The sequence below is a fragment of the Rhizobium sp. BK049 genome (assembly GCF_014193135.1).
GTDB lineage: Bacteria > Pseudomonadota > Alphaproteobacteria > Rhizobiales > Rhizobiaceae > Rhizobium.
In genome coordinates this window covers 1-22916 of the sequence record NZ_JACHYV010000047.1, presented here as the reverse complement: position 1 = coordinate 22916, position 22916 = coordinate 1, and the positions used below count along the sequence as shown (strand labels likewise).

General features: G+C 58.5%; 26 protein-coding genes. 13 read left to right on the top strand and 13 right to left on the bottom strand.

Going from position 1 to position 22916, the window contains the following annotated elements; translation table 11 throughout:
* Together FHT70_RS29210 and umuD are read right to left on the bottom strand one after the other, a co-directional pair.
* The coding region (locus FHT70_RS29210) for a Y-family DNA polymerase (RefSeq protein ID WP_183706651.1) at positions 1-1129 on the bottom strand (1129 nt) is incomplete at its 3' end.
* A gap of 2 nt (positions 1130-1131) precedes the next feature.
* Complete coding sequence (gene umuD / locus FHT70_RS29205) at positions 1132-1692, bottom strand: translesion error-prone DNA polymerase V autoproteolytic subunit (RefSeq protein WP_246722035.1); 561 nt, start codon at positions 1690-1692, stop codon at positions 1132-1134.
* Positions 1693-1933: 241 nt separating this feature from the next.
* On the opposite strand from umuD, the gene FHT70_RS30640 reads away from it, so the two are divergent.
* On the top strand, positions 1934-2056 hold the full coding sequence (locus tag FHT70_RS30640) for a hypothetical protein (protein WP_262928186.1): 123 nt from the start codon (positions 1934-1936) through the stop codon (positions 2054-2056).
* Positions 2057-2314: 258 nt separating this feature from the next.
* Here FHT70_RS30640 and FHT70_RS29200 read toward each other — a convergent pair whose 3' ends face one another.
* The 4 genes from FHT70_RS29200 to FHT70_RS29185 all read right to left on the bottom strand — a co-directional run bounded on the left by FHT70_RS29200 (position 2315) and on the right by FHT70_RS29185 (position 7476).
* Positions 2315-5176, bottom strand: coding sequence for a DNA methyltransferase (locus FHT70_RS29200; RefSeq protein ID WP_183706650.1), 2862 nt, complete (start codon positions 5174-5176; stop codon positions 2315-2317).
* A 93-nt stretch (positions 5177-5269) separates the two neighbouring features.
* Positions 5270-6226, bottom strand: a complete 957-nt coding sequence (locus FHT70_RS29195) for a tyrosine-type recombinase/integrase (protein ID WP_183706649.1) — start codon at positions 6224-6226, stop codon at positions 5270-5272.
* Complete coding sequence (locus FHT70_RS29190; RefSeq protein WP_183706648.1) at positions 6216-6620, bottom strand: DUF6173 family protein; 405 nt, start codon at positions 6618-6620, stop codon at positions 6216-6218. Before FHT70_RS29190 ends, FHT70_RS29195 begins: the two co-directional genes overlap by 11 nt.
* 100 nt (positions 6621-6720) lie before the next feature.
* Complete coding sequence (locus FHT70_RS29185) at positions 6721-7476, bottom strand: hypothetical protein (RefSeq protein WP_183706647.1); 756 nt, start codon at positions 7474-7476, stop codon at positions 6721-6723.
* 380 nt (positions 7477-7856) lie between these two features.
* On the opposite strand from FHT70_RS29185, the gene FHT70_RS29180 reads away from it, so the two are divergent.
* From FHT70_RS29180 to FHT70_RS29165, 4 genes are all read left to right on the top strand, one after another.
* A complete protein-coding gene (locus tag FHT70_RS29180; RefSeq protein ID WP_183706646.1) occupies positions 7857-8618 on the top strand; it encodes a ThiF family adenylyltransferase in 762 nt (253 codons plus the stop codon).
* A gap of 229 nt (positions 8619-8847) precedes the next feature.
* Positions 8848-9201: a hypothetical protein gene (locus FHT70_RS29175; protein WP_183706645.1), complete on the top strand. Its 354-nt coding sequence runs from the start codon at positions 8848-8850 to the stop codon at positions 9199-9201.
* Between the two features lie 8 nt (positions 9202-9209).
* Positions 9210-9938 carry a hypothetical protein gene (locus tag FHT70_RS29170; RefSeq protein ID WP_183706644.1) on the top strand — a complete coding sequence of 243 codons (729 nt, stop codon included), beginning with the start codon at positions 9210-9212 and terminating at the stop codon, positions 9936-9938.
* Positions 9935-10105, top strand: coding sequence for a hypothetical protein (locus FHT70_RS29165; RefSeq protein WP_183706643.1), 171 nt, complete (start codon positions 9935-9937; stop codon positions 10103-10105). The genes FHT70_RS29170 and FHT70_RS29165 overlap by 4 nt, the downstream gene beginning before the upstream one ends.
* Positions 10106-10279: 174 nt before the next feature.
* Here the strand turns inward: FHT70_RS29165 and FHT70_RS29160 are convergent, their stop codons facing one another.
* A complete protein-coding gene (locus FHT70_RS29160; protein WP_183706642.1) occupies positions 10280-10483 on the bottom strand; it encodes a hypothetical protein in 204 nt (67 codons plus the stop codon).
* Positions 10484-10508: 25 nt separating this feature from the next.
* Between FHT70_RS29160 and FHT70_RS29155 the strand changes: the two genes are divergently transcribed.
* Together FHT70_RS29155 and FHT70_RS29150 are read left to right on the top strand one after the other, a co-directional pair.
* The gene (locus tag FHT70_RS29155) at positions 10509-10961 is read left to right on the top strand and encodes a hypothetical protein (RefSeq protein WP_183706641.1); all 453 of its coding nucleotides are present in this window, start codon (positions 10509-10511) and stop codon (positions 10959-10961) included.
* A gap of 54 nt (positions 10962-11015) precedes the next feature.
* Positions 11016-12488, top strand: coding sequence for a type IV secretory system conjugative DNA transfer family protein (locus FHT70_RS29150; protein WP_183706640.1), 1473 nt, complete (start codon positions 11016-11018; stop codon positions 12486-12488).
* Here FHT70_RS29150 and mobQ read toward each other — a convergent pair.
* Positions 12485-13645 carry a MobQ family relaxase gene (mobQ, locus tag FHT70_RS29145; RefSeq protein ID WP_348649572.1) on the bottom strand — a complete coding sequence of 387 codons (1161 nt, stop codon included), beginning with the start codon at positions 13643-13645 and terminating at the stop codon, positions 12485-12487. The two genes, FHT70_RS29150 and mobQ, sit on opposite strands and share 4 nt — an antisense overlap.
* A 179-nt stretch (positions 13646-13824) precedes the next feature.
* Here mobQ and FHT70_RS29140 point away from each other — a divergent pair, with 179 nt between their 5' ends.
* Positions 13825-14145, top strand: a complete 321-nt coding sequence (locus tag FHT70_RS29140) for a hypothetical protein (protein ID WP_183706638.1) — start codon at positions 13825-13827, stop codon at positions 14143-14145.
* Here FHT70_RS29140 and FHT70_RS29135 read toward each other — a convergent pair.
* The 3 genes from FHT70_RS29135 to FHT70_RS29125 form a co-directional block, all read right to left on the bottom strand.
* A complete protein-coding gene (locus tag FHT70_RS29135; protein ID WP_183706637.1) occupies positions 14142-14852 on the bottom strand; it encodes a hypothetical protein in 711 nt (236 codons plus the stop codon). The genes FHT70_RS29140 and FHT70_RS29135 overlap by 4 nt on opposite strands.
* A 167-nt stretch (positions 14853-15019) precedes the next feature.
* Positions 15020-15559: a Fic family protein gene (locus FHT70_RS29130; protein ID WP_348649571.1), complete on the bottom strand. Its 540-nt coding sequence runs from the start codon at positions 15557-15559 to the stop codon at positions 15020-15022.
* A 51-nt stretch (positions 15560-15610) separates the two neighbouring features.
* Positions 15611-15811: a hypothetical protein gene (locus FHT70_RS29125; protein WP_183706635.1), complete on the bottom strand. Its 201-nt coding sequence runs from the start codon at positions 15809-15811 to the stop codon at positions 15611-15613.
* Between the two features lie 142 nt (positions 15812-15953).
* Here FHT70_RS29125 and FHT70_RS29120 point away from each other — a divergent pair, with 142 nt between their 5' ends.
* Positions 15954-16262: a hypothetical protein gene (locus tag FHT70_RS29120; protein ID WP_183706634.1), complete on the top strand. Its 309-nt coding sequence runs from the start codon at positions 15954-15956 to the stop codon at positions 16260-16262.
* Positions 16263-16552: 290 nt separating this feature from the next.
* On the opposite strand, the gene FHT70_RS29115 is transcribed toward FHT70_RS29120, so the two are convergent.
* Positions 16553-17782, bottom strand: coding sequence for a replication initiator protein A (locus FHT70_RS29115; protein ID WP_183706633.1), 1230 nt, complete (start codon positions 17780-17782; stop codon positions 16553-16555).
* Between the two features lie 443 nt (positions 17783-18225).
* On the opposite strand from FHT70_RS29115, the gene FHT70_RS29110 reads away from it, so the two are divergent.
* The 4 genes from FHT70_RS29110 (at position 18226) to FHT70_RS29095 (ending at position 22613) form a co-directional block, all read left to right on the top strand.
* The gene (locus tag FHT70_RS29110) at positions 18226-18906 is read left to right on the top strand and encodes a ParA family protein (RefSeq protein ID WP_183706632.1); all 681 of its coding nucleotides are present in this window, start codon (positions 18226-18228) and stop codon (positions 18904-18906) included.
* The gene (locus FHT70_RS29105) at positions 18884-19237 is read left to right on the top strand and encodes a hypothetical protein (protein ID WP_183706631.1); all 354 of its coding nucleotides are present in this window, start codon (positions 18884-18886) and stop codon (positions 19235-19237) included. Before FHT70_RS29110 ends, FHT70_RS29105 begins: the two co-directional genes overlap by 23 nt.
* Positions 19238-19280: 43 nt before the next feature.
* A complete protein-coding gene (locus FHT70_RS29100) occupies positions 19281-19634 on the top strand; it encodes a hypothetical protein (protein WP_183706630.1) in 354 nt (117 codons plus the stop codon).
* 225 nt (positions 19635-19859) lie between these two features.
* Positions 19860-22613: an AAA family ATPase gene (locus tag FHT70_RS29095; RefSeq protein WP_183706629.1), complete on the top strand. Its 2754-nt coding sequence runs from the start codon at positions 19860-19862 to the stop codon at positions 22611-22613.
* A 74-nt stretch (positions 22614-22687) separates the two neighbouring features.
* Here the strand turns inward: FHT70_RS29095 and FHT70_RS29090 are convergent.
* A partial coding sequence (locus FHT70_RS29090) for a DUF4113 domain-containing protein (protein ID WP_183706628.1) occupies positions 22688-22916 on the bottom strand: 229 nt, incomplete at its 5' end.

Genomic DNA, 22916 nt, shown 5'->3' with positions numbered 1-22916 from the left:
CCAGGCTCGCCATTAGCTGGCGCCGCTCCATACTGTCCGCCTGGTGGAACAGCGTCTCCTGGATACGCTCGGCCGGATGCAGGTCCAGGCACACCACGCCGGCTTTCTTGTAGCGGTAGCCCTCGCGCCAGATCTGGCGCACGCCATGCAACGCACCCCGGATCAGACGGCTGGTGTCGGCCGTGGCGATCGGCAGATGCACCGTATGCTGCCCGGAATACTGCGGCTCGTCCTCGCGAAAGCGGTTGGTGATGAGGAACACCTGCAGGGCAGGGGTGACCAGGTTCTGTCGGCGCATCTTTTCGGCCGCCCGACTGATGTAGGTCGCCACCGCTTCCTCCATCTCGTCGAGGGTTTCCACCGGCCGGCCGAACGACCGCGACGCCATGATGGTCTGGCGGGCGGCCACGGCATCCTCCAGCTGCAGACAGGCCTGGCCGCGCAGCTCCAGCACCATGCGCTCCATGACGACGCTGAACTGGCTGCGGATCCATTTCGGGTCCGCATCGCGCAGCTGCAGCGGCGTGGTGATGCCGAGTGCCTGCAGGCGCGTCTCCATGCGCCCTGCCAGGCCCCATAGATCCGTTAGCTCGAGCGTGCCGAGCGCAGCGGTCTGCTCGGCTTCACCCATCAACGCCAGCACGCCGCCGCATTCCGGTGTCTTCTTGGCGATGCGGTTTGCGACCTTCGCCAGGGTCTTGCTGGGCGCAATCCCGACCGATACGGGGATGCCCGTCCACTGCAGCACGGCTGCGCGGGCGTCGCGCATGTGCGCCACCATCCGCGTCTCCAAGCCGCCCAGGCCCAGGAACGCCTCGTCGATCGAATAGATCTCGATCTCGGGCGCCTGTTCGCCCAGGATCTTCATCACCCGGGCCGACATATCGCCGTAGAGGCTGTAATTGCTGGAGCGGACGATGACGCCTTGTTTCGCGAAGGTGTCGCGGTTCAGATGCCAGGGCGCGCCCATGGCGATGCCCAGGGCCTTGGCCTCATTGGAGCGGGCAATCACACAGCCGTCGTTGTTCGACAGCACCACCACCGGCTTGCCGCGCAGGGTCGGCTGAAAGACACGTTCGCAGGATGCGTAGAAGTTATTGCAATCGACCAGGGCGATCGGCGCGCTCATGGCTAGAACATACGGATCGAGCGGGTGATGACGCCCCACACCTCAAACTCACAGCCGGCGCCGATGACGATATCGGGATAGGCGGGGTTTTCCGGATGCAGGATCACGCCGCCCTTATGCACCTGGTAACGCTTGATGGTGAACTCGCCATCGACCAGGGCCAGCACAATGCAGCCAGGCACCGCGTCGCGGGCGCGGTTTACCACGGCGATGTCACCGGCATAGATGCCAGCCAGGATCATGCTGTCGCCCGCCACGCGCACTGCGAAGGTCGCGGCCGGGTTCTCGATGATCAGCTCATTGAAATCCAGCGGGCGATCCAGATAGTCATCGGCCGGGGAGGGGAAGCCGCAGGCGGCCGTGGCGCCGACCAGCGGCACGGTCCGGGGCAGTCCCGCCTCGACGTCCAGAAACGCGTTGACGTCGCCGGCACGGATCCCCCGATGGGCCAGGCGTTTCGCCAGGTCCGCCACCGGAACAGGCAGGCGCACGACCTTAGTTTCCATGCCACGCGGCCGGCCTGCGTTACGTCGCCGCCCTCCATGTTCCCGCAGCATCGTCATTCCAAAGCTCCTTCTTGAATTCTGTTACAAGAATTACACAGGAACGAATCGGCGGCCAGCGCCTTCCGCGGGTTTTTCACCACAACCATCCGGCCTCATTGTTTTAGCAGCGATAATTCTTGCGAGTTCCGCACTTAACGGTGCTGCGGCGGCCGCAGAATGACGTGCGCGGAAGCAGTGCTTTGCGAACATTCGGAAAGCCGGCCAGGCTTCCTTTTGAAGTCAACGGAGAACTTACGAAATGAATAAGCTTGAGCTGGTAATCTTCAACATGCGGATCGAAGGCGTCGGCTTTTACGGACAAACCTTGGCCGCCTTAATCGGGCTCCTGCTGATCGGCCTAATCTTCTGGCGGCGCGTATGAGCGTAGTGGCTTTGGTGGAGAGGCGGGTTGACGCGCCAGGCGGTGGCCTAGACTGGTTGAGGTCAGGTCAGAAGGGCCTGGCCGTGCCCGCAGGGCAACCAGACGCCGCCGGGCGCGTCACCGAGGCGCGGGGCCACACGTCTATGCGTGAGCGCCGGCCGCGTCAGCGGGAAAGTGGGACAGGCGGCCCACTTTCAGGTGCGGAGCATCGACGTGGGGAAGGTGAGGGCAACCTGCCGACCTGGCACAGCTTGGCCGTTATCGTGCGCGTTGTGGACCCGCGCTGGCCTTGCTTTTTCGGCGAGCAGGTTCAGATGCTTTGGCGATCACCGGTGCCACCATCTTTTCATACAGCTCAAACAGGTGCTCAGCACGGTCGCGGTCCCCATCAAACTTCTTTGCGCGATAAAGCTTATCGACAGCTTTATCCAAAGCACGATGGGCCTTTTTGAGTTCTGGCGGCATCAAATCAGGATCGTAGAGTTGGGCCAGAGAAGACCCCGAATGTTTGTCCCGCTCAGTTAAAATATCGCCTACAAGGGGCTCAAGCTTCAGCAATGCCGCCGCGCCGACGGGGGGCATTGGAAACGCGTTGTAATTGATCCCGATGCTATATTGATAGCGGCTTTCGAGCCGGCCCCCGACGCACCGTGTCCACGCCATGTGCATCGCGGACATCAGGATTCCAAACTGCCAGTGCGCCGCGTCCGGCAGAATCCGCACCTTGTTGCTCGGAATTATCGGAGGTTCAAGCCAGGCGATCGGGATATATTCGCGTCGCTCCGAGCTTACTTCGGGGACCACCATGAACGCCGACTTGGGCACCACGGTCACGTGGAAACTTCGCGGGGTGTCAGCTAGCGCCTTGGATGATATCCCCGGTTCTTTAACATCGTCTTCCCCTTTGCCTTTCGGCGGAAGCTTCCCTAGGCGATAGTCCCGGACGTTTGCAATCGCAGCCTTTATGAGCGGCAGCTTATCGATCGCGGCAGGAGTGGCCTCTCCCAGATAAAGGATAAAGCGCTCGGTTCCGTGCAGAAACTCGCGACTTCCCACGAAGGGGTGGATGAAGCTTTCTGCCTTCGGCTCGCTTTTCAGAAGCTCAGCTTTCTCATCTGCCGAGAGGATGTAATAGCCGCCATCAATCGGTTTTGAGCCAATCACAATCTTTGGCAGGCCGTTCATAGGGCGGCTGGTTTCGCGGACCACCAAGTGAGGATTCGAGAGCCCACCCGCGTCGAACAAATAGGGCGAGATTACCGTATGCAGGCTTTCCGCCGGCTCTCCATGAATGTCGATATAGGAGAACAGGCGCCGTTCTTTCGGGGCATCTGCCTTGTTGACCAAGCCTACAATAACGACATGGACGTGAGCTTGCCCCCGCGCGTCCGACCCCCACGCGAATGTTCGATGTGCGAAGGAGATCTCAAGCTTGCACTGATCGAGTACCAGGGGCCAAAGCTGAGCAACCTGTTCGCCTTGCGTGATGGAGTTCGTTGACACGAAACCGATACGCGCCTTTGTGCCCTTGATATAGTTGGCGGCCTTGATGAACCAGGCCGCGACGTAATCCAGCGTTCCGCCGGATCTGCCGAGCTTTGCGATGTCTCTCACCTGCTCTCGCTGCTTCGGCTTCTGATACTTTGCTCCGATAAAGGGCGGGTTTCCCAGAACATAGGAGCATTCTGCAGCCGGTAACAGGCTTTCCCAATCCTCTTCCAGCGCGTCGCCGAAGAGGATATGCGGAGACTTCTTGAGCGGAATTCGGACATACGTTTGACCAAATTCGAGGCTCAAGCGGCTGTTCATGATGTGGTCCATCATCCACATCGCGGTCTCGGCGATTTTCGCAGGGAATTCCCCCACTTCGATGCCATAGAATTGGTCAACATTGACCACCGAGAGCTCGGCTGCATCCAGCTCCTGCTGACCGCCCGGTGCCTGGTAAGCGCGAAGCTCTCTGATCAGCTCGATCTCAAGAGTTCGCAGCTCTCGATAGGCAATGATTAGGAAGTTACCGCATCCGCATGCCGGGTCGAAGATCCGGAGCTCTTTCAGCTGCTTCTGAAACGCCAGCAGCTCGCCACGGCGGCGGTTATCCTTGCGCGCCTTTATCCGCGCAAAGTCACTGCGTAACTGATCCAGGAACAAGGGCTGAATGACTTTAAGGATGTTCTTCTCGGTCGTGTAGTGCGCCCCTGCGGCGCGCCGCTCCTTCTTGTTCATAACGGATTGGAACAGGGAGCCGAAGATGGCCGGTGAAATTCCGGACCAATCAAAGCGGCATGCTTCCAGCAGGCGTTTCCTCATGTCGCGGTCGAAAGACGGAATGAGGAGCCCCCCGGAAAACAAGGCGCCGTTGACATAAGGAAACTTCGCCAGGTCGACGTCGAGATTCTTGGCTCGTTTGTCTTCTGGCGTATCAAGCACCTGGAAAAGCTGAGCTAACCAGCCTCCCAAGTCCGAACCATCTTCATTCGTTCGCGTCTCCAGGAAGTCGAGAAACAAATCGCGCGTTTCGAAGATACCCGTGTCGTCAGCAAAAAGGCAGAATACGATCCGGACAAGGAATTGTTCGAGGTCATGGCCTACATAACCCGCATCTTCGAGTGCATCGTGCAGCTTCCCGACGAGTTCCGAGGCCTTGATGTTGACAGGATCCTGGTCTTTAAAAGTCCGCTTTTGTAGCCCGAGAATGAAGCCCAGCTTTTCGACGTGTTTGGGCAGGTCCTTGAGAGCGAACTTCGTCTCTTCGTCTTCCTCCAGATCGTAAAGCTCGAAAGTCTGGAAATCACTCAAAAGGATGTACCGAGGTAACTCGGCATCCTTCAGGCCTGGAAAATAATTCAGAGCCTGCTGCTTAGCCTTCTTCAGGTCAATGCCGGCGCTCTTCTGCTCCACCAGAAGGACACCCTTCCAAAAAAGATCAATGAATCCGCGCTTGTTGCCAAGGTTTTTGACCGGCTCTTCAAACGATGCCACTCGCCGCACCGGCACTCCGAAAACCTCAAAAAAGTCTCGGTAAAATAGCTGGGTCTGACCTTTCTCATAGCCTTCGCCTGCCCATTCCTGGGCGAATACGCCGGCCCTTGACCGGATCTCATTCCAAGATAAACGCACGTGTAGAATCTCGTGTTTTGGTTCCTTGGGCTCCTTTACCTCACAATTACGACGCTTCGTCTAGGTGCAATTTATAATTGCTAAGAAACGAAACTAAATGAGAATCCGCTCGATCTCGTCCAGGCTGACGTCATCGCTACGGCGATCATAGAGCTGGGTCGTGCGGGTCGATGAATGGTTGGCGATATTGGCCGCCTTCTCCAGCGTGCCGCCGTTTTTCAGGTAAGCGGTGATTCCCGTGGCGCGAAAGGTGTGGTTGCACACCGCTGTGCTGATACCGGCGGCGATCGCGCGGCGCTGGATCATGGCATGGGCGTCTTGCTGAGGGAGTGGCGTGCCGGACAAGCGCCCCGTGCCGCGCTTGATTGTCTGGAACAACGGCGCGCGCGGATCCTCCTTGAGTCCCGCTGCTTCGATATAGTCATCGAGGTAGGATTCGAGGGTATGATGGCATGGCAGCTCGACCTGCTTGCCACCCTTCTCGTGCAGCCGCACCCACAAGCGCCGGTTCTGCGGGTAGACGTCGCGCACAGCCATGCCGCTCGCGGCGCCGATCCGCGCAAAGGTGTAGGTCATGAGGCCGATCAGGGCGCGATCGCGCTTACCGATCAGTGTGTCGGTCGGAATGCTGTCGAGCAGCTGACGGGCTTCCTCAGGAGACAGCACCGGGGTCTTGCCCCGTTTGCGGGAATGCTTTGGGCCGCGCACCGAATGCGCCGGGTTAGCGTCCATGACCTGGCCGATCACCAACCAGTCGAACAGATGGCGCACTGCCGCCAGGCGCTGCTTCACCGTCGGCGCCGCATGGGCGCCGGTCAGCTCTTCAATCCAGCCAGAGACGTGGATCGGCGTGATCGCGTTCAGCGATCGGGCGCCGCGCTGCTCGCACCAGCCCAGGAACTCGACGGCCGCCTTGGCATAGGAGCGACGCGTGTTGACGTTCCGGATCTGCGCGGTGAAAAATTCCAGAAACTTCGATTGGGCTTTAGCGCCACCCGCAAGAAGCGCGACCGGCATGGGACCGGTCACGGTAATTTGGTTATTGCTCATCTGCAGAACGATCGTCTTCTGCTTTAAGCTTCTCCTTCAAGACGAAGCCAATCCGGCGCGGCTCTGCCAGCGGTTTGACCGCAACCAGGAGAACGCTTAGCTGCGACATATGCTGCATCAGCTCAACAGGATTACCGTCAGCATTCTTGCCATAGAATTTAATGATATCGGGTCCCCAATAGCCCACATCGTCGATATGAATGATCTCGCTGGAAGCGAAGCTGACCAAGCGCGCGCCGATTTCCAACGCCGGATCCAGCTTCTCTTCAAAATCGATGATTGATCGAACTACCCGCTCATACATCCATGAAGCAGGATTTAACTCGTGCTGTGATTTTCCCAGCAAGCTGGCCGGTGAAAGCGAAGGGCCATTGATTAGCTTATTTATGTCCACGCGCACACTCCTCCTATCTGTGATAAAGGACATTATCACAGATAGGACGCGCCGCAAGATTGTAGTTGTCGAGCAGCTCGCCGGCGCCGCGCAGTTGGACTTATAGCCGGGCGAAAAGATCCACGACCTTCGCTCGGATCTCTTTCTCAAGAGCTTCATTAACCCTTGCCCGATCTTCCGGTGATCTAGCGTTCTTCATTTTCGCGGCCCGATAAAGCTCGTGGCACATCGCGACCCCTGAGACGTAGGTGTAATTCCGTACTTTGTCGTAGACATTGATCACGCCGGTCAAAATGTCTTTGGTGGGGTTTACCCCCTTCGTGATGGTCAGGAACATCTGGATGTATTCAGAGGCTGAATGCATGATCAGGTAATCGCCCTGCAGAAAGACAAACCCCTCCGCTGTGACGCGTTTCTGCCCCTCGGTGAAGGCATTGATGATGAACAACGGAAAATTGGAATCCTCAATTTTGATGTGAAGCGCATCGAATTTCAGCGCCTCCGGGCGGATATTGTGGAGAATTTCGTAGGCGCCCTCGTAGTCCTGCAGCGTCTGCTGAGTGCCCTCCTTAAGGTTCATCTGCGAGAGGGTGTAGCGATAATAGTCCGTGTGCGACATGGGCACGGATTCGGACAGCGCTGATAGCGCCTGATCTAATATGTTTGTGGAAGCAAGCGTAGATGACTCGATCTTTTCGGGGTCAGCCAGCCAATTCCGAAGCGTTCGATCCTTGATCCCGATAGAGGCGAGGATTCGATAAACGACCTTGGTGCCGCGAGCATCGATGTGCGACTGAATAGCCGCAAGTTTTTCCCGGCGATCGCCGATTGAACGCTTAAGAATTTCCCGAGCCATGCGAGTGCCTTTGCCAAAATCCGGCAATAATTCCAAGATCTGGCAGAGAAATACAAGAGCACGGCAATAATGATTTTTAGTCGGATATAGCGGTCATTCCGTGGCAAGAATTCCGACATAAGCCATTGAATAAACTAATTTTCTCGCAATTTCTTGTCGCTTTTTAGTCTTGACCGTGACCTAAATTGGGATAAGCTTTAAATGCAAGAAAGGGAAGGACGGCAATCCTTCCCCTCTCGCAGTCACCAGTAAAACGGGTGATTGATGTTTCCGAGACTAAGTTGATAGCTCTCTCGGTCTGTATAGTATACGCCCGAAATCTCGGTAGCGTCAACACCCTCTGATTGTATTCGCAATCCAGCGTTGCATTGGAGGATGAGATGAACGCTCATATCAGCCTGCCTGACCGGCAGGCCGGAATTCTCGATCGCGCCCTTCTCAAGGGACTCAGCCTTTTGCAGATTGGCGTGGGTCGCGGCATCATGTTCACTGAGCTGATGGCCAGCTCTGGCCTGAAGATGTTCACGGCGATCGACCCTGACGTCGTATCTCCGGAAAATGTGGGGCAATCGGGTCATGTGGCTTACGAAGTCGGCCAGACAAAGGTCGGCGTTGCTTGCAACCGGGTCCGCCACATCGATGGTACGATCCAGACTCGCGCCTTTTTCGGGCGTGCGGAGCACCTTCCCAATATCGAAGAGCTTATGCTGCAGGCCGACTTGATCAAGGTCGGTACGGACAGCCCTGACGCCCAGTTCGCGCTCGCCGACATGGCCCAGCGCCTCGGCGTGCCTGCGCTCGCGTGTGGAACGATGGGCGATAATTCGCAGTGGTATGCCGCACTCCTCAAACGGGGAGGTCCTTCCTTGGCCGAACTGTTGCCCGAAGCCTGGGAAGGCCTGCAGGCAGGTCGCAAGCCGCCCGCCTTCTTCAGGAGTTGCCGCTTGAATGCGGACTCTCTCAACATCCAGGTCGCGCGCCTCGCACTCGGTCTGATCCATTTCCAGGCTGGTTCGTCACTTCCGATTGCCGAAATAGGTGCCGCCTTCACGCGGATGCCCTTGGTCATCGGTTCGAACGGGTGGCACGAGCCATCCGGCTTTCTGACGCCCGCCTGCTTCCTTTCCGGACCGCCGGAATAACCATCACGGCCGCCGCCGTGTGCAGGCATGTGGCTCCGCCATGTCTGCCGTCCCTAAGGAGCCTAATGACAGGGAGAATACCGATGAAAAACGTCGTCGAAACCAAGCCCACCACCACCTGGCGCCCGTCGCCGATCGGCTACGAAACCTTCCACGCGAAGTAAGACGTGCCGCCCCGCAGCTCCGACCGGCAGGCTTCCTGCCGGTCGCCACCCAAGGGAGATCATCGATGAGTGACAACTTTTTCAATCGAGATGGCTCGATCAATTTCGCAGCGATCTGCGCCAGCTTCCCGGAGCATGGTGAGGGTGAGATCACACACCGCACTGTCGCCGGGCACCATTTTCGCTTTCAGCTCAAGCGGAACAGCAACGGCACTTATGATGCGGTCATCCGCGATCAGCCGCCTTACGGTGGCCGCCCCGAAGGCCCCCACGAAACGCATCGCCTGCCGGGACCTGATGGCTTTGCCAAGGTCTGCTTTCTGAAGCCCGCACGGGATCTGCAGACGGCGATCGCGGTCACCCTGTGGTGGGCGAAACTCACGTCCGATTACATCCGCACCGGTGCGGCTTGGAAGTGAGGTCGGTCATGGATTTCCGCCTCGAATATATCCCCCCCACGGCGCCCGCCTTGAAACCTCAGGTGCGCTTTGCGCCTGGTTTGTTTGAAAAAATGCGCTTCTCGGTCGGCGCCATGCCTCCCGAAACCTACGCGATCCTCTCCGGATCGCTAAGCGATCCGTTGCGCGTTTTGGATTTTCATCCGATGGCGCCTCCGGATGACGCACGCGGCATCTACCGGAACAGCATGGGCACGGTGATGCTCGATGCCAAGCGCATCGAGTATTATGCCAATACCTGCCTGTACCCCTTCGACCGCGAAATTCTCGGAATTGCTCATTCCCATCCGGGCGACATGAACAGTCTCTCCAATGGGCTTCCTGGCAGCGGGCAGGGTGACATTCCTTCGATGCGGGCTCAGCTCGAACGGGCAGCACGCTATGGCACACCCTGGCACAATTTCATTGCACCGATCATCACGAGGCCCGGCCCGGATCCTGTGGTCACGACCTGGATCGTGCGCCTAGATACGCCTCATCCGATCCTCGCTGAGACGATTTGGGAGAAGGAAGAGCCAGCACCAGAACCTTCGCTCGATAGCGAACTCGTCGACCTGCTCCTGGCGCGGCCGGATCTGGTCAATGAGCTGCTGCGCCGTGACAGGCTGATCAACAGTCCGCTGCGCATTCACCAGAAGCGCGCGCTGCGCCTGGTGCAACTGCTCCACGGCGCCCACAAGCGGAGATCCGGCCGATGATTGCCCTCGTCTTCGAATTGATCCAGCTCGCCGGCGCGATCGCAGCGATGGCGGTGATCACGATGCTGCTCATCGCGGGGCGCCTGTTGTTTGGCCTCCTGGTGCTGCTCTTCCGCGTCTGCCTCAAGCCCATGCGGCCACGAACCCCTCTCCGGAACAAGCCTTAGCTCTGTTCCCTGTTCGACGCGCCGCAGGCCGTCGAATTCGCCCGTAGGGCGTCGGGACGTTCCCCGTCCCGACGCTTTCAGAACCGCATCGCGCGCAGGAAGCGTCACCAATGGCCGTAACGAAGTGAAGGAGGGCGCTAGCCCTTGACGCTTTCGAGCACGGTGCATGGCGCTCTAGGCGTCGTAGACGCGGGGTCGCAGCAGCGACCGGATAAGAAGCTCGGATTTGGCCCGGGATTCCTGGACCACCGGATCATGCGGGAAGCGCGCAATCGCGATCTCCATGGCCCGGCTCATACCCTCGATATCCGGACTGAACGGCGCCGCTGGCCGCTCCTTCGTGAGCAGCCGCGTCAGCCAAGTGAAGATGTGTGTCATGCCTCAAGTTTGGGAGAGAATTGCAATGTCGGCAAATGATTTTTCATTGAGCAACCTCGCCCAGGCTGAGGGCGAGGTCCAAGCGGCCGCCCAGGTCGCCGCCGCGCGGGTCGAACGACTGCTGCGGCAGTCGTTCGAGAACAGCAACCATGCCGTCGCAAAGTATCAGGACCTGCTCAGAGCGCGTGGTCCCGACGCGGTGATCGGCATCCTTGAAGACCGGAAGGGCTGGGGCGATCGCGTCTATCACTTCGGCTTCCTAAAGCACGGTTTTTTCCAATTCGAAAAACAGCGCCAGGTGCGCCAAAGCCTGGCCGAGCTGCCCAAAGCGATCCAGGACCATGCCCAGCTGCTGACGCAGCTGCAGGATCTCAAGGCCGCGCGCCGCAACCTCGTTGATCGTGAGGATGCGCGCCGCTTTGAACGCCCCGACGATGATCCTGATCGCCCCTCACCGCGTGACCGCCCACGCCGCTGACCATCTGGACAGCACTGCCGTTGACGCCCCCTCAAACCTACGGGAACTTTGACCATGCAAATCATTTTGTTAGCGTGCCGTCTGCTCGTCTTCCTGACGTTCGGCGTGCTGCGGTTGCTTCTCGCACTCCTCCTGCTGATGGTACAGGCACCGCGCCGGTCCTCGACCACTTACGGCTCAGCCCGCTGGGCCACCTTCCGCGAACTTGTGTTCGGACGCGTCTGGGGCGGCGACGGCTTGATTGTCGGCCGTAAGTGGGGGCGCTTCTTGCGCTTCAACCGCGACGGCTATGTGCTGCTGTTCGCGCCAACGCGCAGCGGCAAAGGCGTCGGCGTCGTCGTGCCGAACCTGCTTGACTACAAGGGCAGCATCATCTGCAGCGATCCCAAAGGCGAAAACAGCACGATCACGCGGCGCCACCGGTCAACGCTCGGCCCCGCAGTGACGCTGAACGTCATCGACCCGCATTTGTCGGACAGCTTCAATCCGCTCGACATGGTGCGGATCGGCACCTTCCATGAGGCCGACGACGCCCTGGAGCTGGCCAAGCTCCTCGTCATTCCAGATAGCGCGTCAGGCGGCCACTGGGATAACCGCACCACGCAGTTGCTGCAGGGCCTCATCCTTTACACCTGCCTGCGCTACCGCGACGTTCCGGAACTGCGCAACCTTGCCAAGATCCGCAGCCTAGTTGCAACAGGGTTCAGCGGGATCTCCTCGGTGATCGCCGAAGACGCAAGGCACCTCGGCTCGACGACGCTGCGTGAATTCATGCAGGCCTTTCAGGAAATGGAAGCCAGCGAAGAGGCGCGATCAATCATGTCGAACGCGGACAAGGCGATGGCGATCTGGTCGGCCGATCGGCCGGCCGGCCTGGTCAGCATGGGCAGCGGGTTCAATTTCCGCGATTTCAATCGCCAGGTCATGACCTGCTACATCATCGTCGATGAAGAAAAGCTGCCAATCTACGCCGGCTTCCTCCGGGTGATGATGGGCTGTGCGCTGACCGCGATGACGCGGGCGAAGGACGAGGCCCCTCCGCGTCATCCGACCCTGCTCCTGCTCGATGAGGCGGCCGCCATGGGCCGGATCGAGCCCCTGGAGACGGGCGTCGGCTACCTGGCGAGCTACGCCCGCCTGATCCTGGTCTTCCAGGATCTCAACCAGCTACGGCGCACTTATCCGAAGGCGGATTCGATGATCGCCAACGCCAACTGCAAGGTGGCATTCGGCGTCAACGACGTCGCTAGCGCCAAAGACCTTGCCGACGCGATCGGCAAAACAACCGTCACCAATCGCGACGGGACCGAAGTAGGCCGCTACCTGCTGGACCCTGCCGAAATCACCCGTCTTTCGTCGAAGAAGTCCATCATCTTCTTTTCCGGCGCCGTGAAATTCCCGGTCCTGGCGCGCAAGGTCCGGTATTTCAAAGTGCGGCGGTGGCGCCGGCGCTGGGATCGCTGGCGTCGCCAGTCGGCCCAGATCATCCCCTTCGGGCGCCCGCCCAGCCGCACCGAAGCCGCCTAAAAGCGGCCTCTGCCGTTCATCTTCCCTAGATCCCGCAAGCGGAGAAGGTCGCGATGACGTTTTTGACGATGAGTGCGCACCTGCAGCAGCTCGGCGATCAGCCGCTCGATCTGCTGCAGCAAGTCCGAGCTGCGGGTCGCGTGGCGCTGGGCGATCTTCTGCCGGTGCTCCTGGCCCAGAGCGAGGCGCATGGGCACAGACGAAACACGCAGCGCCCGCATGTGCCGAAGGCGCAAGCGCACCGCCTGTCGCTCCAGCTTGTCAATGCGGCTGCGACTACGGCGCTCGTTCTCGGTCAGAATTTCCGCATTCCATTGTGTGCGGGTGCCGTGGTCGATGGAGCTGTAGACGACAGTGCGCACGCGGCCCTTTTCCACTTTGGCGGAGCGGAACTCTCCTGCCCCCGGCCGTGCCGTGCGATCCTGGCGCGGCCGGCTGACTGGCTGCAGCCCGCGACGCTCAGTGTTACGGGCTCGGCGCCCCATGTGGATCTCGGGGACACGATCAAATGCCATCGCGGCGGCGCGATCGCCAGCGTCGTGCGCCTCCTGGCGCTGGACATCGAGGCGGCGCGCATCGACGCGCTCGCGCCGGCCAGAGCGCTCCAGCGCCCGGTTCTGATGTTGGGCCCAGGCCTGGCGCCAGGCCTTGAGCATGTCGTCGGAATTCCATTCCCGGGTCTTCACCGCACGCAGACCGTGCGGCCCCGCCATCCGCATTGTCAGCATGATATGCGCGTGGAAATTTCGAGGATCGTCACCCTTCTCCGCTACCGGGTCATGCAGGGCAAAGTCAGCCACCATCCCCTTGGCCACGAACTGCTCCCGGACAAACGAGCGCACCAGATCCAGCCTTGCCTCGGCAGAAATCTCATGCGGCAAAGCCATGTTGATTTCCCGCGCGAGTTGCGCGTCTTTCCGCTTCTCCAGAACTTCGGCGTGGTTCCAGAGGCGTTCGCGGTCAGCCATCCATGGCGCCGCGCCGTCGGGGAGCATGATCTCGGCGTGAGCAATTCCGCGACGGCCGGCATAGTCATGGACCACGCCCTTGCGCTCGTCCTGCAGGCGTGCACCTGCCCGATAGGCAGCAGCCGCCACCGACGACTGTCCGGCGGACCGTTTCACGATCTGCATGCTGAAATGGTACGAGCTCACCACACCATCCAAGTCAGCCCGTCCCGGGCTCCTTTGCGGCGATGCGCCACGACCCCGTGGCCGCCGCGCACCTATGTCGTTTCACGATGTATAAGTGCGCTATTGCAGCTGTCAACCGGTCCCCCTGCCCTCTCTGTTGTTTGCAATCCACACGTTTCTCTCCATATCATGAGGTAATTTGCATGCCTTCGTCCTCCCATCCCGCCGTTGTGATTGGCGAAATTGCCGCAATCATCGCCATCGTCCTGCTTGGGTGTCTCGCTTATGACACCGTCGCCGGCGCTTTAGGATTTACGTCAGGAGCCTTTTGCATTGGGCTCGGCTATGCCTGTTCCGGAGCCTACGCGATCGGGGCAGTCTGCATCATGCTCGGCTTGATGATGTGGGCGATGACGCTCTTTCGCTCGCCGTCAGGAGTTGCCTTGATGGTCAGCGGCTTCCTGCTGGTAATCTTTCCGCCTCTGATCCCGCACTACCTGGGAGTGTCATGCTTTGCGGGTTAGCGCGATCGCTTCTTCGCGATATTTTCAAGTTCGGGAAACCTTGCGATCGGCATCATATCCCACTTCCCTTCGCTGGCGAGCTGTGCCTTCATTTCTACATGAAGGCGCAGCTTTACGGCCTGTATCCGGGCCTGCAACAACTCAAGCATCCGCGGGATGTGAGAATGAATCTGCTCCAGCCTAGCCCGTCCAAGGCCAATGGTAGTGAGGGTTGCCACGCCAATGCCAGTGACCTCGCCCTGACGTTGGAAGGCAGGTTCAGTCACGATAATTCCGATCGGATCGCACCGTTCGAACGCGTTCACCGAATGAGATACATGCCGGTTGCGCATTTCGACTAGAAACGTATGAAGCTCTGCGCCCTCTGCACTCCATACTCCAGCAAACTCCTCCGGCGCCAACTTCATCCGCACGCCCGTCATAAACGGTCGTGCGTAGGCGACAACTCCCGAGAGTACGAGAGATTTGATGAGGAGGTTTGGCTCGTCCGGAAAACCGAGTTGCGCGGCCGTAGTGAAACATTGCTGCGCAAATTCGAGATCCTCAACAATTAGATGTAGATCGCCAAATTCCTGCGCTGAGGCACACTTGCGGACGTCAATCGGCACAATATGGCTTCCAGCTTCGATCCGCTCGCTATCAAGAAACTCGAAGGTGAAACTAGGCTTCACTAAGATGCCAATGCGTTTCGTTTCCTGGTCGTCCATCCCCTGCCCTCAGATTGCAGACCGTATACCTAAAAATATCGTTGCGCGCTACGCGCGTACCCCTGGGGGAGTCCCCCCAGACCCCCCGTGCCTCTTCCTGAAATTCGTGGCGTACCCCAGGGGGGCCGTCTGCCCCCCTGGACCCCCCGAGGATATTTGAAAAAGGGTTAGGATGAAGACTCGGTAATGATATCGAGGATCAGGGCCGCGAGCGGCGCCTCGGAGCCCGCAAAGCTCTCGATCATCGCATCGAGGACGCGATCGCGGTCGAGGACGTCTTCGTTAAACGGCAGGCCCACGTGGTCGGCGAGCACTGCAAGAAACGTCAGCTGCGTGCGGCCGTTGCCCTCCCGGAACGGATGCACCGCGTTGATCTCGGCCAGCAGATGGGCGGCCTGGGCCGCGAACTCGGCCGGAGCCAGGCCAACGAAATAATTGGCGTTGGCGAGATGCTGAAACGCAATCTGCAACTGCGCCTGAATGTGCTCGGGATAGCAGAACCAGTTGCCACCCTTCCCGATCCGAATATTCCGGATCTCGCCGGCCCATTCATAGACGTCCTGGAACAGGTGGTGATGCAGGGCTAGGTAATGGGCGACATCGAGGTTGCCGGCCGGCCAAGGTTCGTCGGAGCGCACCACAAACATGGCGGTTTCAAATTCGTCCAGCTCGTCTTGGTCGGTCAGGTCCAGCTTGTTGCGGAGCACAGTCGTGCCCGGATAACACAGGGGATCGGATTCGGCGGTGTAGACCAATGCTTAGGCGGACTTGCGGGCAAACTGCGCGCGGATCGCCTGGCGGCGTTCTTCGGCCGGCTGGTCCTTGGTCTGGGCGAGGATCTTGCGCATGCGCGGCGTGAGCGCGAGGCCTTCAACAGCGCTGATTTTCTCGGCGCGCGCCTGCGAAAGGCGGCCAGTCTTGGCGTTGCGGGTCAGTTTGGGCGTTTTCACGGTGCTCATGAATCAAAACCTATCACGACCTTATGGGAGGCGGCAAAAGGATTCCGCTTGGCAAGCTCCCACCGGCGTGATTCACTAAAGGTACGGTACAGGCTGGGAAGCCGATGACCGTAAAGGGTTAGGATGCCACCACGACAATGTGGTGGCATTCGCCAATCAGACGCCCATAGAGCGCGTTTTCAGATCCCACCCGACCCACGATCGTTTTCTCCGAAAAAGCTGCCTAGCGCCCTCCCCTAATCCTTTTGGAAATATCCTCGGGGGTCTGGGGGCAGACAGCCCCCAGGGGCATCCAGCAATTTTGTCGTCGGTGATGTACGACGGTGGGACGGAATTGGCTAAAAATCCAAAATTTGAAAAATGTCAGCGTCAGCGTTTTCTTCTTGTTTTGATAGTTTTAAAGAAAGAAAGTTTTATATTAGTTTTAAGTGGAAATTATGCTTTATATTAAAGGCGTTATGGCCGATTTCTGGATCGAAGTACGGTTTTGCCAGAACGATGTACGGCGTTTGACGGAATGATGTACGGTGCCGACAGATCGAAGTACGGTTTTTGCGGATTGAAGTACGGTGAGCGCTGACTTATCCACAGTCCTGGGGATAACTTTGAAACGGATTGGCAGAAGCCATTTTTGTCAAAATTAGGCGGATCGAAGTACGGTTTTTTGACAAAATCCATGAGTCGAGCTCGTCGGGCTTTTTTGTCAAAAAGGGGCGGACCAAAGTACGGTCGTTGCCAAAATTAACCGATTGCAGCGAGATCCATCTCTCCAGGGAGCGATTTGCTGCGCTTGCGCATGTGTAGCACCAGGTCGTGACCGCGATCTTCGAGGTTGAGATCATAGTCAGGCAACGGCGTTGTCTTCGCCGTTTCTACAATTTCCTCGATCGTCTGTCGGAACTTCCGCATCGGCACCTTGGCACCGCTGCGCTTGTGCAGCTCCTTCAGCGAATAGAAGGCTGTAGTATCGCCTGCCGCTTTCCGCGCTAGCCGATAGATAAACCGGGCGATCGGGCGCGATAGCAAGAAATAGTCCGGGTTAAGCGTCAAAATGGTTGGTTTACCATCGGGCCTGACAACGCCCTCATAAACCCATCCCGGGATCTCAATCTCGACCTGGTCGATGCGATCCTGATTAGTTCGACTTACGACCTTGTAGCGACCGATAAGCGGGAATGACTCGGTGGCGCGGCGGTCCTTGCCGATCTTATCGCTTTTGAGATTTGTGATGCGAATATTTGTTGCCTGCAGGCGAGCCAGCGCGCGCTCCAGATCTTCATACTGCTTGCCACCCAGTTCTCGCCGGCAGAACTTAAGAATTTCCGCTGCAGCGGGGCGATACACCTGAGGGGGAATGCTTGGTTTGAGGCCTTTGGCTTCATCGATGCGAAAACGCCGTGTAGCCTCCGCGAGGTGCGAGATCATGTTGATGACGATGTCATAGTCGTAAGCTGTCGCCAGCCCGACCTCTGCGCCGCCCTCGATCGTGATGATGGAATCTTTCAGCTCGTAGCGAATGACCCCTGCCCCGCCTGACTTTGAAAGCGCAAACGGCGCAATGTCCATCAGGTTGAAATCGTCTTTGAGCGGCGCGTCATGGACCGAAGGGACGAAAAACATCAGCTGCGCGTCATCGATCGGCGCCGGGCGTGAGAATGCGGCGCTCCGTCGTGCAGCTGGAAGCTCGTGTTTGAGGACAGTGACGACCTCGTCACTGCGGATGCTGTCTGCCAGGCTTTCAAAGGTCTTTCGGAGAGGACCACCGAGTTCGTTGAGACGAAGATCGGCCATTGAGCGGCGGCTGTAATAGCGGCGTAGGCGCGCAAGTGCATCCTTGTCCAGTTCAACTGGCTCCTCGCCCCTCGCGGCCATGATCAGGCCGGCGACCTCCTGCAAGTAGGCATTCTTGTCATGCAATGACAGCTCGGCGAACGCCTCGCGGGATTTGAGGTTGAGCTTTTTGGAAGTCATACTGGCACTTTAGCCCGGATTCGCTGGTTTTCCAAGTTTTCTGCGCGAGTGCTAAGCTACGGATAACATTGTTCAATGCATTTCTGAACATTGTGACATCATGAAGTATGGAAGCATCATGTGCGTCGGTGATTCCCGCAATTTACGGAAATCCTTATATTCGGACCTTCCGATATCCACATATGCGGACATCACAAGATCATGAAGTTAGGATTTGCTGACATCCGGACATCACAAGATTACGAGGTTTGCACCTCTTAACCTTGGAATGTTGCAAGCAAGCTGCACACCTCACAACTTCATGAAGTCGGGAGGTTGTGAGCTTCTGACATCGTGATACCGTGATTTTAAGACATTGGAAGGTTCCAAGTTTAGGACTTGTTAACCTTGCGAGGTCACGATCTTGGAAGATCGGAATATCACAACAACAGGAGATTGCCCTCATGACGCTGCCTAAAGTCATCGTCCTTGCCACGGGCAAGGGCGGCGCCGGCAAGTCGGCTTTGAGCCGCAGCCTAGCTGCCCACTGGCTCGCCACCAAGCAAAGCCCGGCCATCGTCGATGCTGACCCACAGATGAGTATCGCGCGGCTGCACGACCCCGACGGGGCCATGGGCAAGGTAACGGTCGTTACCGATCCCGAGGCGGAATCCGTCAGCACGTCCATTGCCGAGTTGGCCGAGCGCCACACGCCGGTCATCGTGGACACGGCCGGTTTCCGTAACCAGACCACCATCATGGCCGCGATCGCGGCTGACCTGGTGCTGATCCCGCTCAAGCCTTCTGCTGAAGACGTCGCCGAAGCGATCGCGATGTACGACCTGGTCGGGGAGCTGAACCAGACCCCCGAGCGCAAGGGGCGGCCGATTGTGGCGCTGATGGTCATGACCATGACCACGCCGAACGCCGTCATCGTGCGCCATATCCGCAATGAGCTGGAGAAGGGCGGCTATCCAATCGTCGACGCCGAGATCTCGCAGCGCGTGATCTATCCCGAGCTGTCGATCCGGGGGCTGGCCCCCAGCATCGTCGATCCGGACAGTGCCGCGTCCCGCGATATTGCCCGCCTCGCCACCGAAATCACCAAGAAAGTAAGCACACATGGCCGCGTCAAAGCAGCTTGAGGGGATCCTCGGCAAAGTCACCACCGCAACACCGGCTGCGAAGGCTGTAACGCCGCTGCAGGCTGCTCCCAAGCCAGCGCCTGTCACGGCCGAAGTCGTGCAGATTCCGGCGACCGAGCTGACTGAAAGCAAGCCACGCAAGGCGCCTGGCAAGAAGCCCGAACCGCAGAAGTCGGTCCAGGCCTTCGTGCCGGCGTCGATCGACAAGGCTCTCCGGATGAAGGCGGCAGAGGAGGGGACCACGACCCGCACCATCATCCTACGCGGTCTCAAGGCAATCGGCTTCGATGTGCCGGATGACGAGCTGCGGGACAAGCGCAGCAAAGCATGAGATCACAATTCATGACTTCATGAGATCATGAAGAGCGCATCGAATGGACACCAGTTATCTCGAAACATTGGCAAATGTCGCGGCGGTAGTCACAGCACTCGTCGCGATTTTTGCCTACGGCCGCTACCTCTGGGAGCGACGTGCAAAGCGCCTTCGTCTAGAAAAACACCTGGCCGAAGAGCGTGACACGAGCGACGACATGGGGCAACGGACTTTGCTCCACCTTATTGCGCACCTCGGTATGTCCGAGGCTGACATCATCGATGCAGCGTTCCGAAGCAAAGTCGTCAAACGCAAAGTCGCGACCGACGACAAGGGGAGGGCTGATCGGCTGCTTCTCTACTATGATGATGGGACAGCCGTAGCGCCTTCTAAATCCAGACGACGGATCTACTAGATCCACGACATCATGAAGTTGTGAGATCATGAAATTGGAAGGGGGCCGAAGCCCCCTGATATCCATACTTGTCAGCTCGTATGCGCTACCGCGCGGTAGCGGTGGCAGGGCTGTTAGTTCTTGCGCCACAAGTTGCATTGACGAATGATAACTGCCGCCTCATAACAACTTGCAATGGATTGCCGCTTCGGTTGTGAAATGTGCTTCCAGGCTCGGGGAGGGGACATGGCCACAGCAACCACTGCATTTGCATTCCATCAGAACGCGGCCTTCGGCACCAACCTCGCCGCCTTCAACATGCATATGATAGGCAAGAATAAGGTGCTAGGCACTGCGCTAGCTGGAAGAGTGTCCGGACTGCATAACGGGACAGTATCGCAGGCCACCTTATGGACCGCTCTATTTCAAGCCGCCGAAGCGGCGAAAGCTGCAGCAGCAAGCCAAGCCACACTGTCCCAACCTACCCCTGCTTCACCGCCGACGCCGCCCGCACCGCCGTCAGGACACAACGCTGTGACTGGCTGGTTACTCGAAGCGATCAGTGTCGAAGGGTTTCGAGGCATCAACAATCAGGGCAAGCCGCTTGAACTAAAATTTCATCTCGACAAGGTGAACAGCGTTTCAGCGGTAAATGGGGTAGGGAAAAGCTCGGTCTATGACGCGATCCGCTACGCCATCTCCGGCAAGCTGTCCTGGCTCGACGATCTTCCTGCAACTGAGCGGGGAAGTGATTATTATCTTAATCGCTTCAACACCGCCCAAACCGCAACCATCAAGCTTAAACTGGTGGCCGAACCGACCGGCCAGACTTGCGAAATCGTGGTGACCCGCGACGCCACCGGCTCCCGCACGACCACGGCGACTGCGCCGTGGAACGCAGACGAGGTGCTACGCGCTTTGGACCGTGAGTTCGTACTGCTCGACGGGCCGACATTCCTGAACTTCATCACTGCCAAGCCCCTCGAACGCGGTCGGACGTTCTCAGGCCTGCTCGGACTGTCTGAATACAATGCACTGCGCCAGACGTTGGCGGCGCTTGCTAACGGGCGTGCGTTCGGCAACCATTTTGAGGTTTCCAGTCATGCCACCACCAAGGCGCATGAGGAAAAGACGGCTAAAGACACGCGGGAAGCAATTGGCCGAGATTATGCCGTCCTAACGGGTATGGAACTTACTGCCACCAAATTTACGGAAGCGATCGAGCACTGCCATCAGGGCCTTGCTCAGATCGCCCTTCTGGCCGAGCTCTGCAAGGACAAGGCATTTCTCGATATCGATATCGAGGCTTGTCTAGAGGCAGTTAAAGCTGCCGAGGGTGGCCCTAAGCGCGATCGCCTTCAGGCCTGCATCCGCGAACGGGAAGATCTAGCCAAGCGCAACATCGATGCACCCGACGAGCTGCGACGCGCACAGCTCGCCACTTTAGCGGCCGCACGGGAAGACGCGGCAGCGAAGACGGCCGGCGATGTTATGCTTAACCTCTTCCACGCGGGTATGAAGGCGCTGGAGCTGCCAGAATGGCAGGATGTTGGCCAGTGCCCTCTGTGCGAGAGCCAAACGCCCCACGATCTGAAAACCCATGTTACGGGCAAGCTTTCAAACTTCACCGCTCTCGATGACGCCACGCAGGCTGCTGCAGTCGAGTGGAATCAGGCGGGGTGGGCGGATCTTGGGAGGCTCGAAGAACTGCTGGAAGCCGACGTCGGACTGCGCCTACTCGCAAAACATCAGGCGAGCGCTAAGGCCGGCACACTGTTGAAGGCGGATGCCTTGAACTTAGCGTCATGGGTTGGGGAACTCCGCACTCGCGCCGCCGGGAAGGAAGCTCAATTAGCTGCCGAGCAACAAGCCCTGGAAAAGGAATTACCGCCTTCGACCGTCGAGGTGGCCAAGAAGATTGAAGCAGCTCGGCGACTGCAGGAGAACTGGCGCAAACTGTCAACGGCCCTTCGCAATGTGAAGGCCGAAACAGACCGCGCCACGATCATTTCCGAGATCAAAACCTTCCTGGAAACGGCAGCGACCGACTTCGCCACGGCGGAAGCTCAGATCAGCAAAGATCGCTTGGCGGCTGTCGAGCCGGTGTTCCAGGACAACTTTGCCCGCATGTCGTTCCCGGGAGTGGTGCCGGCCGTGTCAAAACGGGCGACAAGCGAGGATCTACAGATCCACCTGACCGAATTCCATGGATTGCAAAACCTGTCTCCTCAGGCGGTCCTATCGGAGAGCTTCCGCAACGCCTTTGCAATCTCGCTTTACCTGGCGGCTGCGTCGCTCTACGGAGGCATGCCAAAATTCATTGTTCTCGATGACGTAACTTCGAGCTTTGATGCGGGCCACCAGCTCTATCTGGTGGAATTGCTGCGCACTGCGTTGGCCCGTCCGGCAAACCCGGATGGACTACAGGTAATCCTTCTTAGCCATGACACCATGCTCGAAAAACTCTTCAACAAACATACAGGTAGTGGATTCTGGTGGCATCAGCGCTTGGAAGGAGTACCTCAGCTGGGCGTGTATCCTCAAACCGGGGCGGTCAATAAGGTCAAGGATCAAACCAACGCCATGTTGCAGGCGGGCCAGGTAGATTTCGCCAAGGAGGGGGTGCGCCAGTATTTGGAATACCGTCTGAGCGAACTGATCAGCCGGCTGAGAATACCCGTACCGGTAGATGTAGCTTTCAATGACAACAAGCAGTTGGCCGGTGAGTTTCTTGCGGCGATCGACGCCGCAGTGAAGCTCAACCAAGCAGCAGGAACGCTAATTTTAGACGCGAACCAAATAGCTGGCCTCAACGCTAACATGATGACCATTGTGGGTAATTTTCTGAGCCACTGGGGAACAGGGCAGACGCTGAGTTTTACAGGCTCCTCGTTGCTGGGCGTGATGCAAGCTATCGATGCCTACTGCGAATGCTTCACCTTCGAGCCCACGCCAGGCGCAGCACGGCGGTTCTATAAGAACCTTCAGCAAAGGACATAGGAGGGCGTGAATAACAAGTCCGAAGAACGGCGGAGCCATATACCACTTTCTTTCAAGGACCGGGCAACGCATCGCTAGACCCGCAGGAGCTCAGTCCACTTTGTTGTGTAGGCTTGAGACCGCTGGTCGCTGCGCAGTGCCCAGGCCTTCCGCGTCCCCCCAGCCGCAAAGCTCACCGTGCCGCGCCCGAAACGCTGATTGAGCGCGTCCAGGCTCGCCATTAGCTGGCGCCGCTCCATACTGTCCGCCTGGTGGAACAGCGTCTCCTGGATACGCTCGGCCGGATGCAGGTCCAGGCACACC

Excerpts from the sequence above, each read along its gene's own strand:
- FHT70_RS29095 (WP_183706629.1), top strand. The coding sequence starts at position 19,860 with ATGGCCACAGCAACCACTGCATTTGCATTCCATCAGAACGCGGCCTTC.
- FHT70_RS29140 (WP_183706638.1), top strand. The coding sequence starts at position 13,825 with ATGCCTTCGTCCTCCCATCCCGCCGTTGTGATTGGCGAAATTGCCGCA.
- FHT70_RS29160 (WP_183706642.1), bottom strand. The coding sequence starts at position 10,483 with ATGACACACATCTTCACTTGGCTGACGCGGCTGCTCACGAAGGAGCGG.
- FHT70_RS29115 (WP_183706633.1), bottom strand. The coding sequence starts at position 17,782 with ATGACTTCCAAAAAGCTCAACCTCAAATCCCGCGAGGCGTTCGCCGAG.
- FHT70_RS29105 (WP_183706631.1), top strand. The coding sequence starts at position 18,884 with ATGGCCGCGTCAAAGCAGCTTGAGGGGATCCTCGGCAAAGTCACCACC.
- FHT70_RS29180 (WP_183706646.1), top strand. The coding sequence starts at position 7,857 with ATGAACGCTCATATCAGCCTGCCTGACCGGCAGGCCGGAATTCTCGAT.
- FHT70_RS30640 (WP_262928186.1), top strand. The coding sequence starts at position 1,934 with ATGAATAAGCTTGAGCTGGTAATCTTCAACATGCGGATCGAAGGCGTC.
- umuD (WP_246722035.1), bottom strand. The coding sequence starts at position 1,692 with ATGACGATGCTGCGGGAACATGGAGGGCGGCGACGTAACGCAGGCCGG.
- FHT70_RS29100 (WP_183706630.1), top strand. The coding sequence starts at position 19,281 with ATGGACACCAGTTATCTCGAAACATTGGCAAATGTCGCGGCGGTAGTC.
- FHT70_RS29185 (WP_183706647.1), bottom strand. The coding sequence starts at position 7,476 with ATGGCTCGGGAAATTCTTAAGCGTTCAATCGGCGATCGCCGGGAAAAA.
- FHT70_RS29110 (WP_183706632.1), top strand. The coding sequence starts at position 18,226 with ATGACGCTGCCTAAAGTCATCGTCCTTGCCACGGGCAAGGGCGGCGCC.
- FHT70_RS29195 (WP_183706649.1), bottom strand. The coding sequence starts at position 6,226 with ATGAGCAATAACCAAATTACCGTGACCGGTCCCATGCCGGTCGCGCTT.
- FHT70_RS29155 (WP_183706641.1), top strand. The coding sequence starts at position 10,509 with ATGTCGGCAAATGATTTTTCATTGAGCAACCTCGCCCAGGCTGAGGGC.
- FHT70_RS29125 (WP_183706635.1), bottom strand. The coding sequence starts at position 15,811 with ATGAGCACCGTGAAAACGCCCAAACTGACCCGCAACGCCAAGACTGGC.
- FHT70_RS29150 (WP_183706640.1), top strand. The coding sequence starts at position 11,016 with ATGCAAATCATTTTGTTAGCGTGCCGTCTGCTCGTCTTCCTGACGTTC.
- FHT70_RS29165 (WP_183706643.1), top strand. The coding sequence starts at position 9,935 with ATGATTGCCCTCGTCTTCGAATTGATCCAGCTCGCCGGCGCGATCGCA.
- FHT70_RS29175 (WP_183706645.1), top strand. The coding sequence starts at position 8,848 with ATGAGTGACAACTTTTTCAATCGAGATGGCTCGATCAATTTCGCAGCG.
- FHT70_RS29170 (WP_183706644.1), top strand. The coding sequence starts at position 9,210 with ATGGATTTCCGCCTCGAATATATCCCCCCCACGGCGCCCGCCTTGAAA.
- FHT70_RS29135 (WP_183706637.1), bottom strand. The coding sequence starts at position 14,852 with ATGGACGACCAGGAAACGAAACGCATTGGCATCTTAGTGAAGCCTAGT.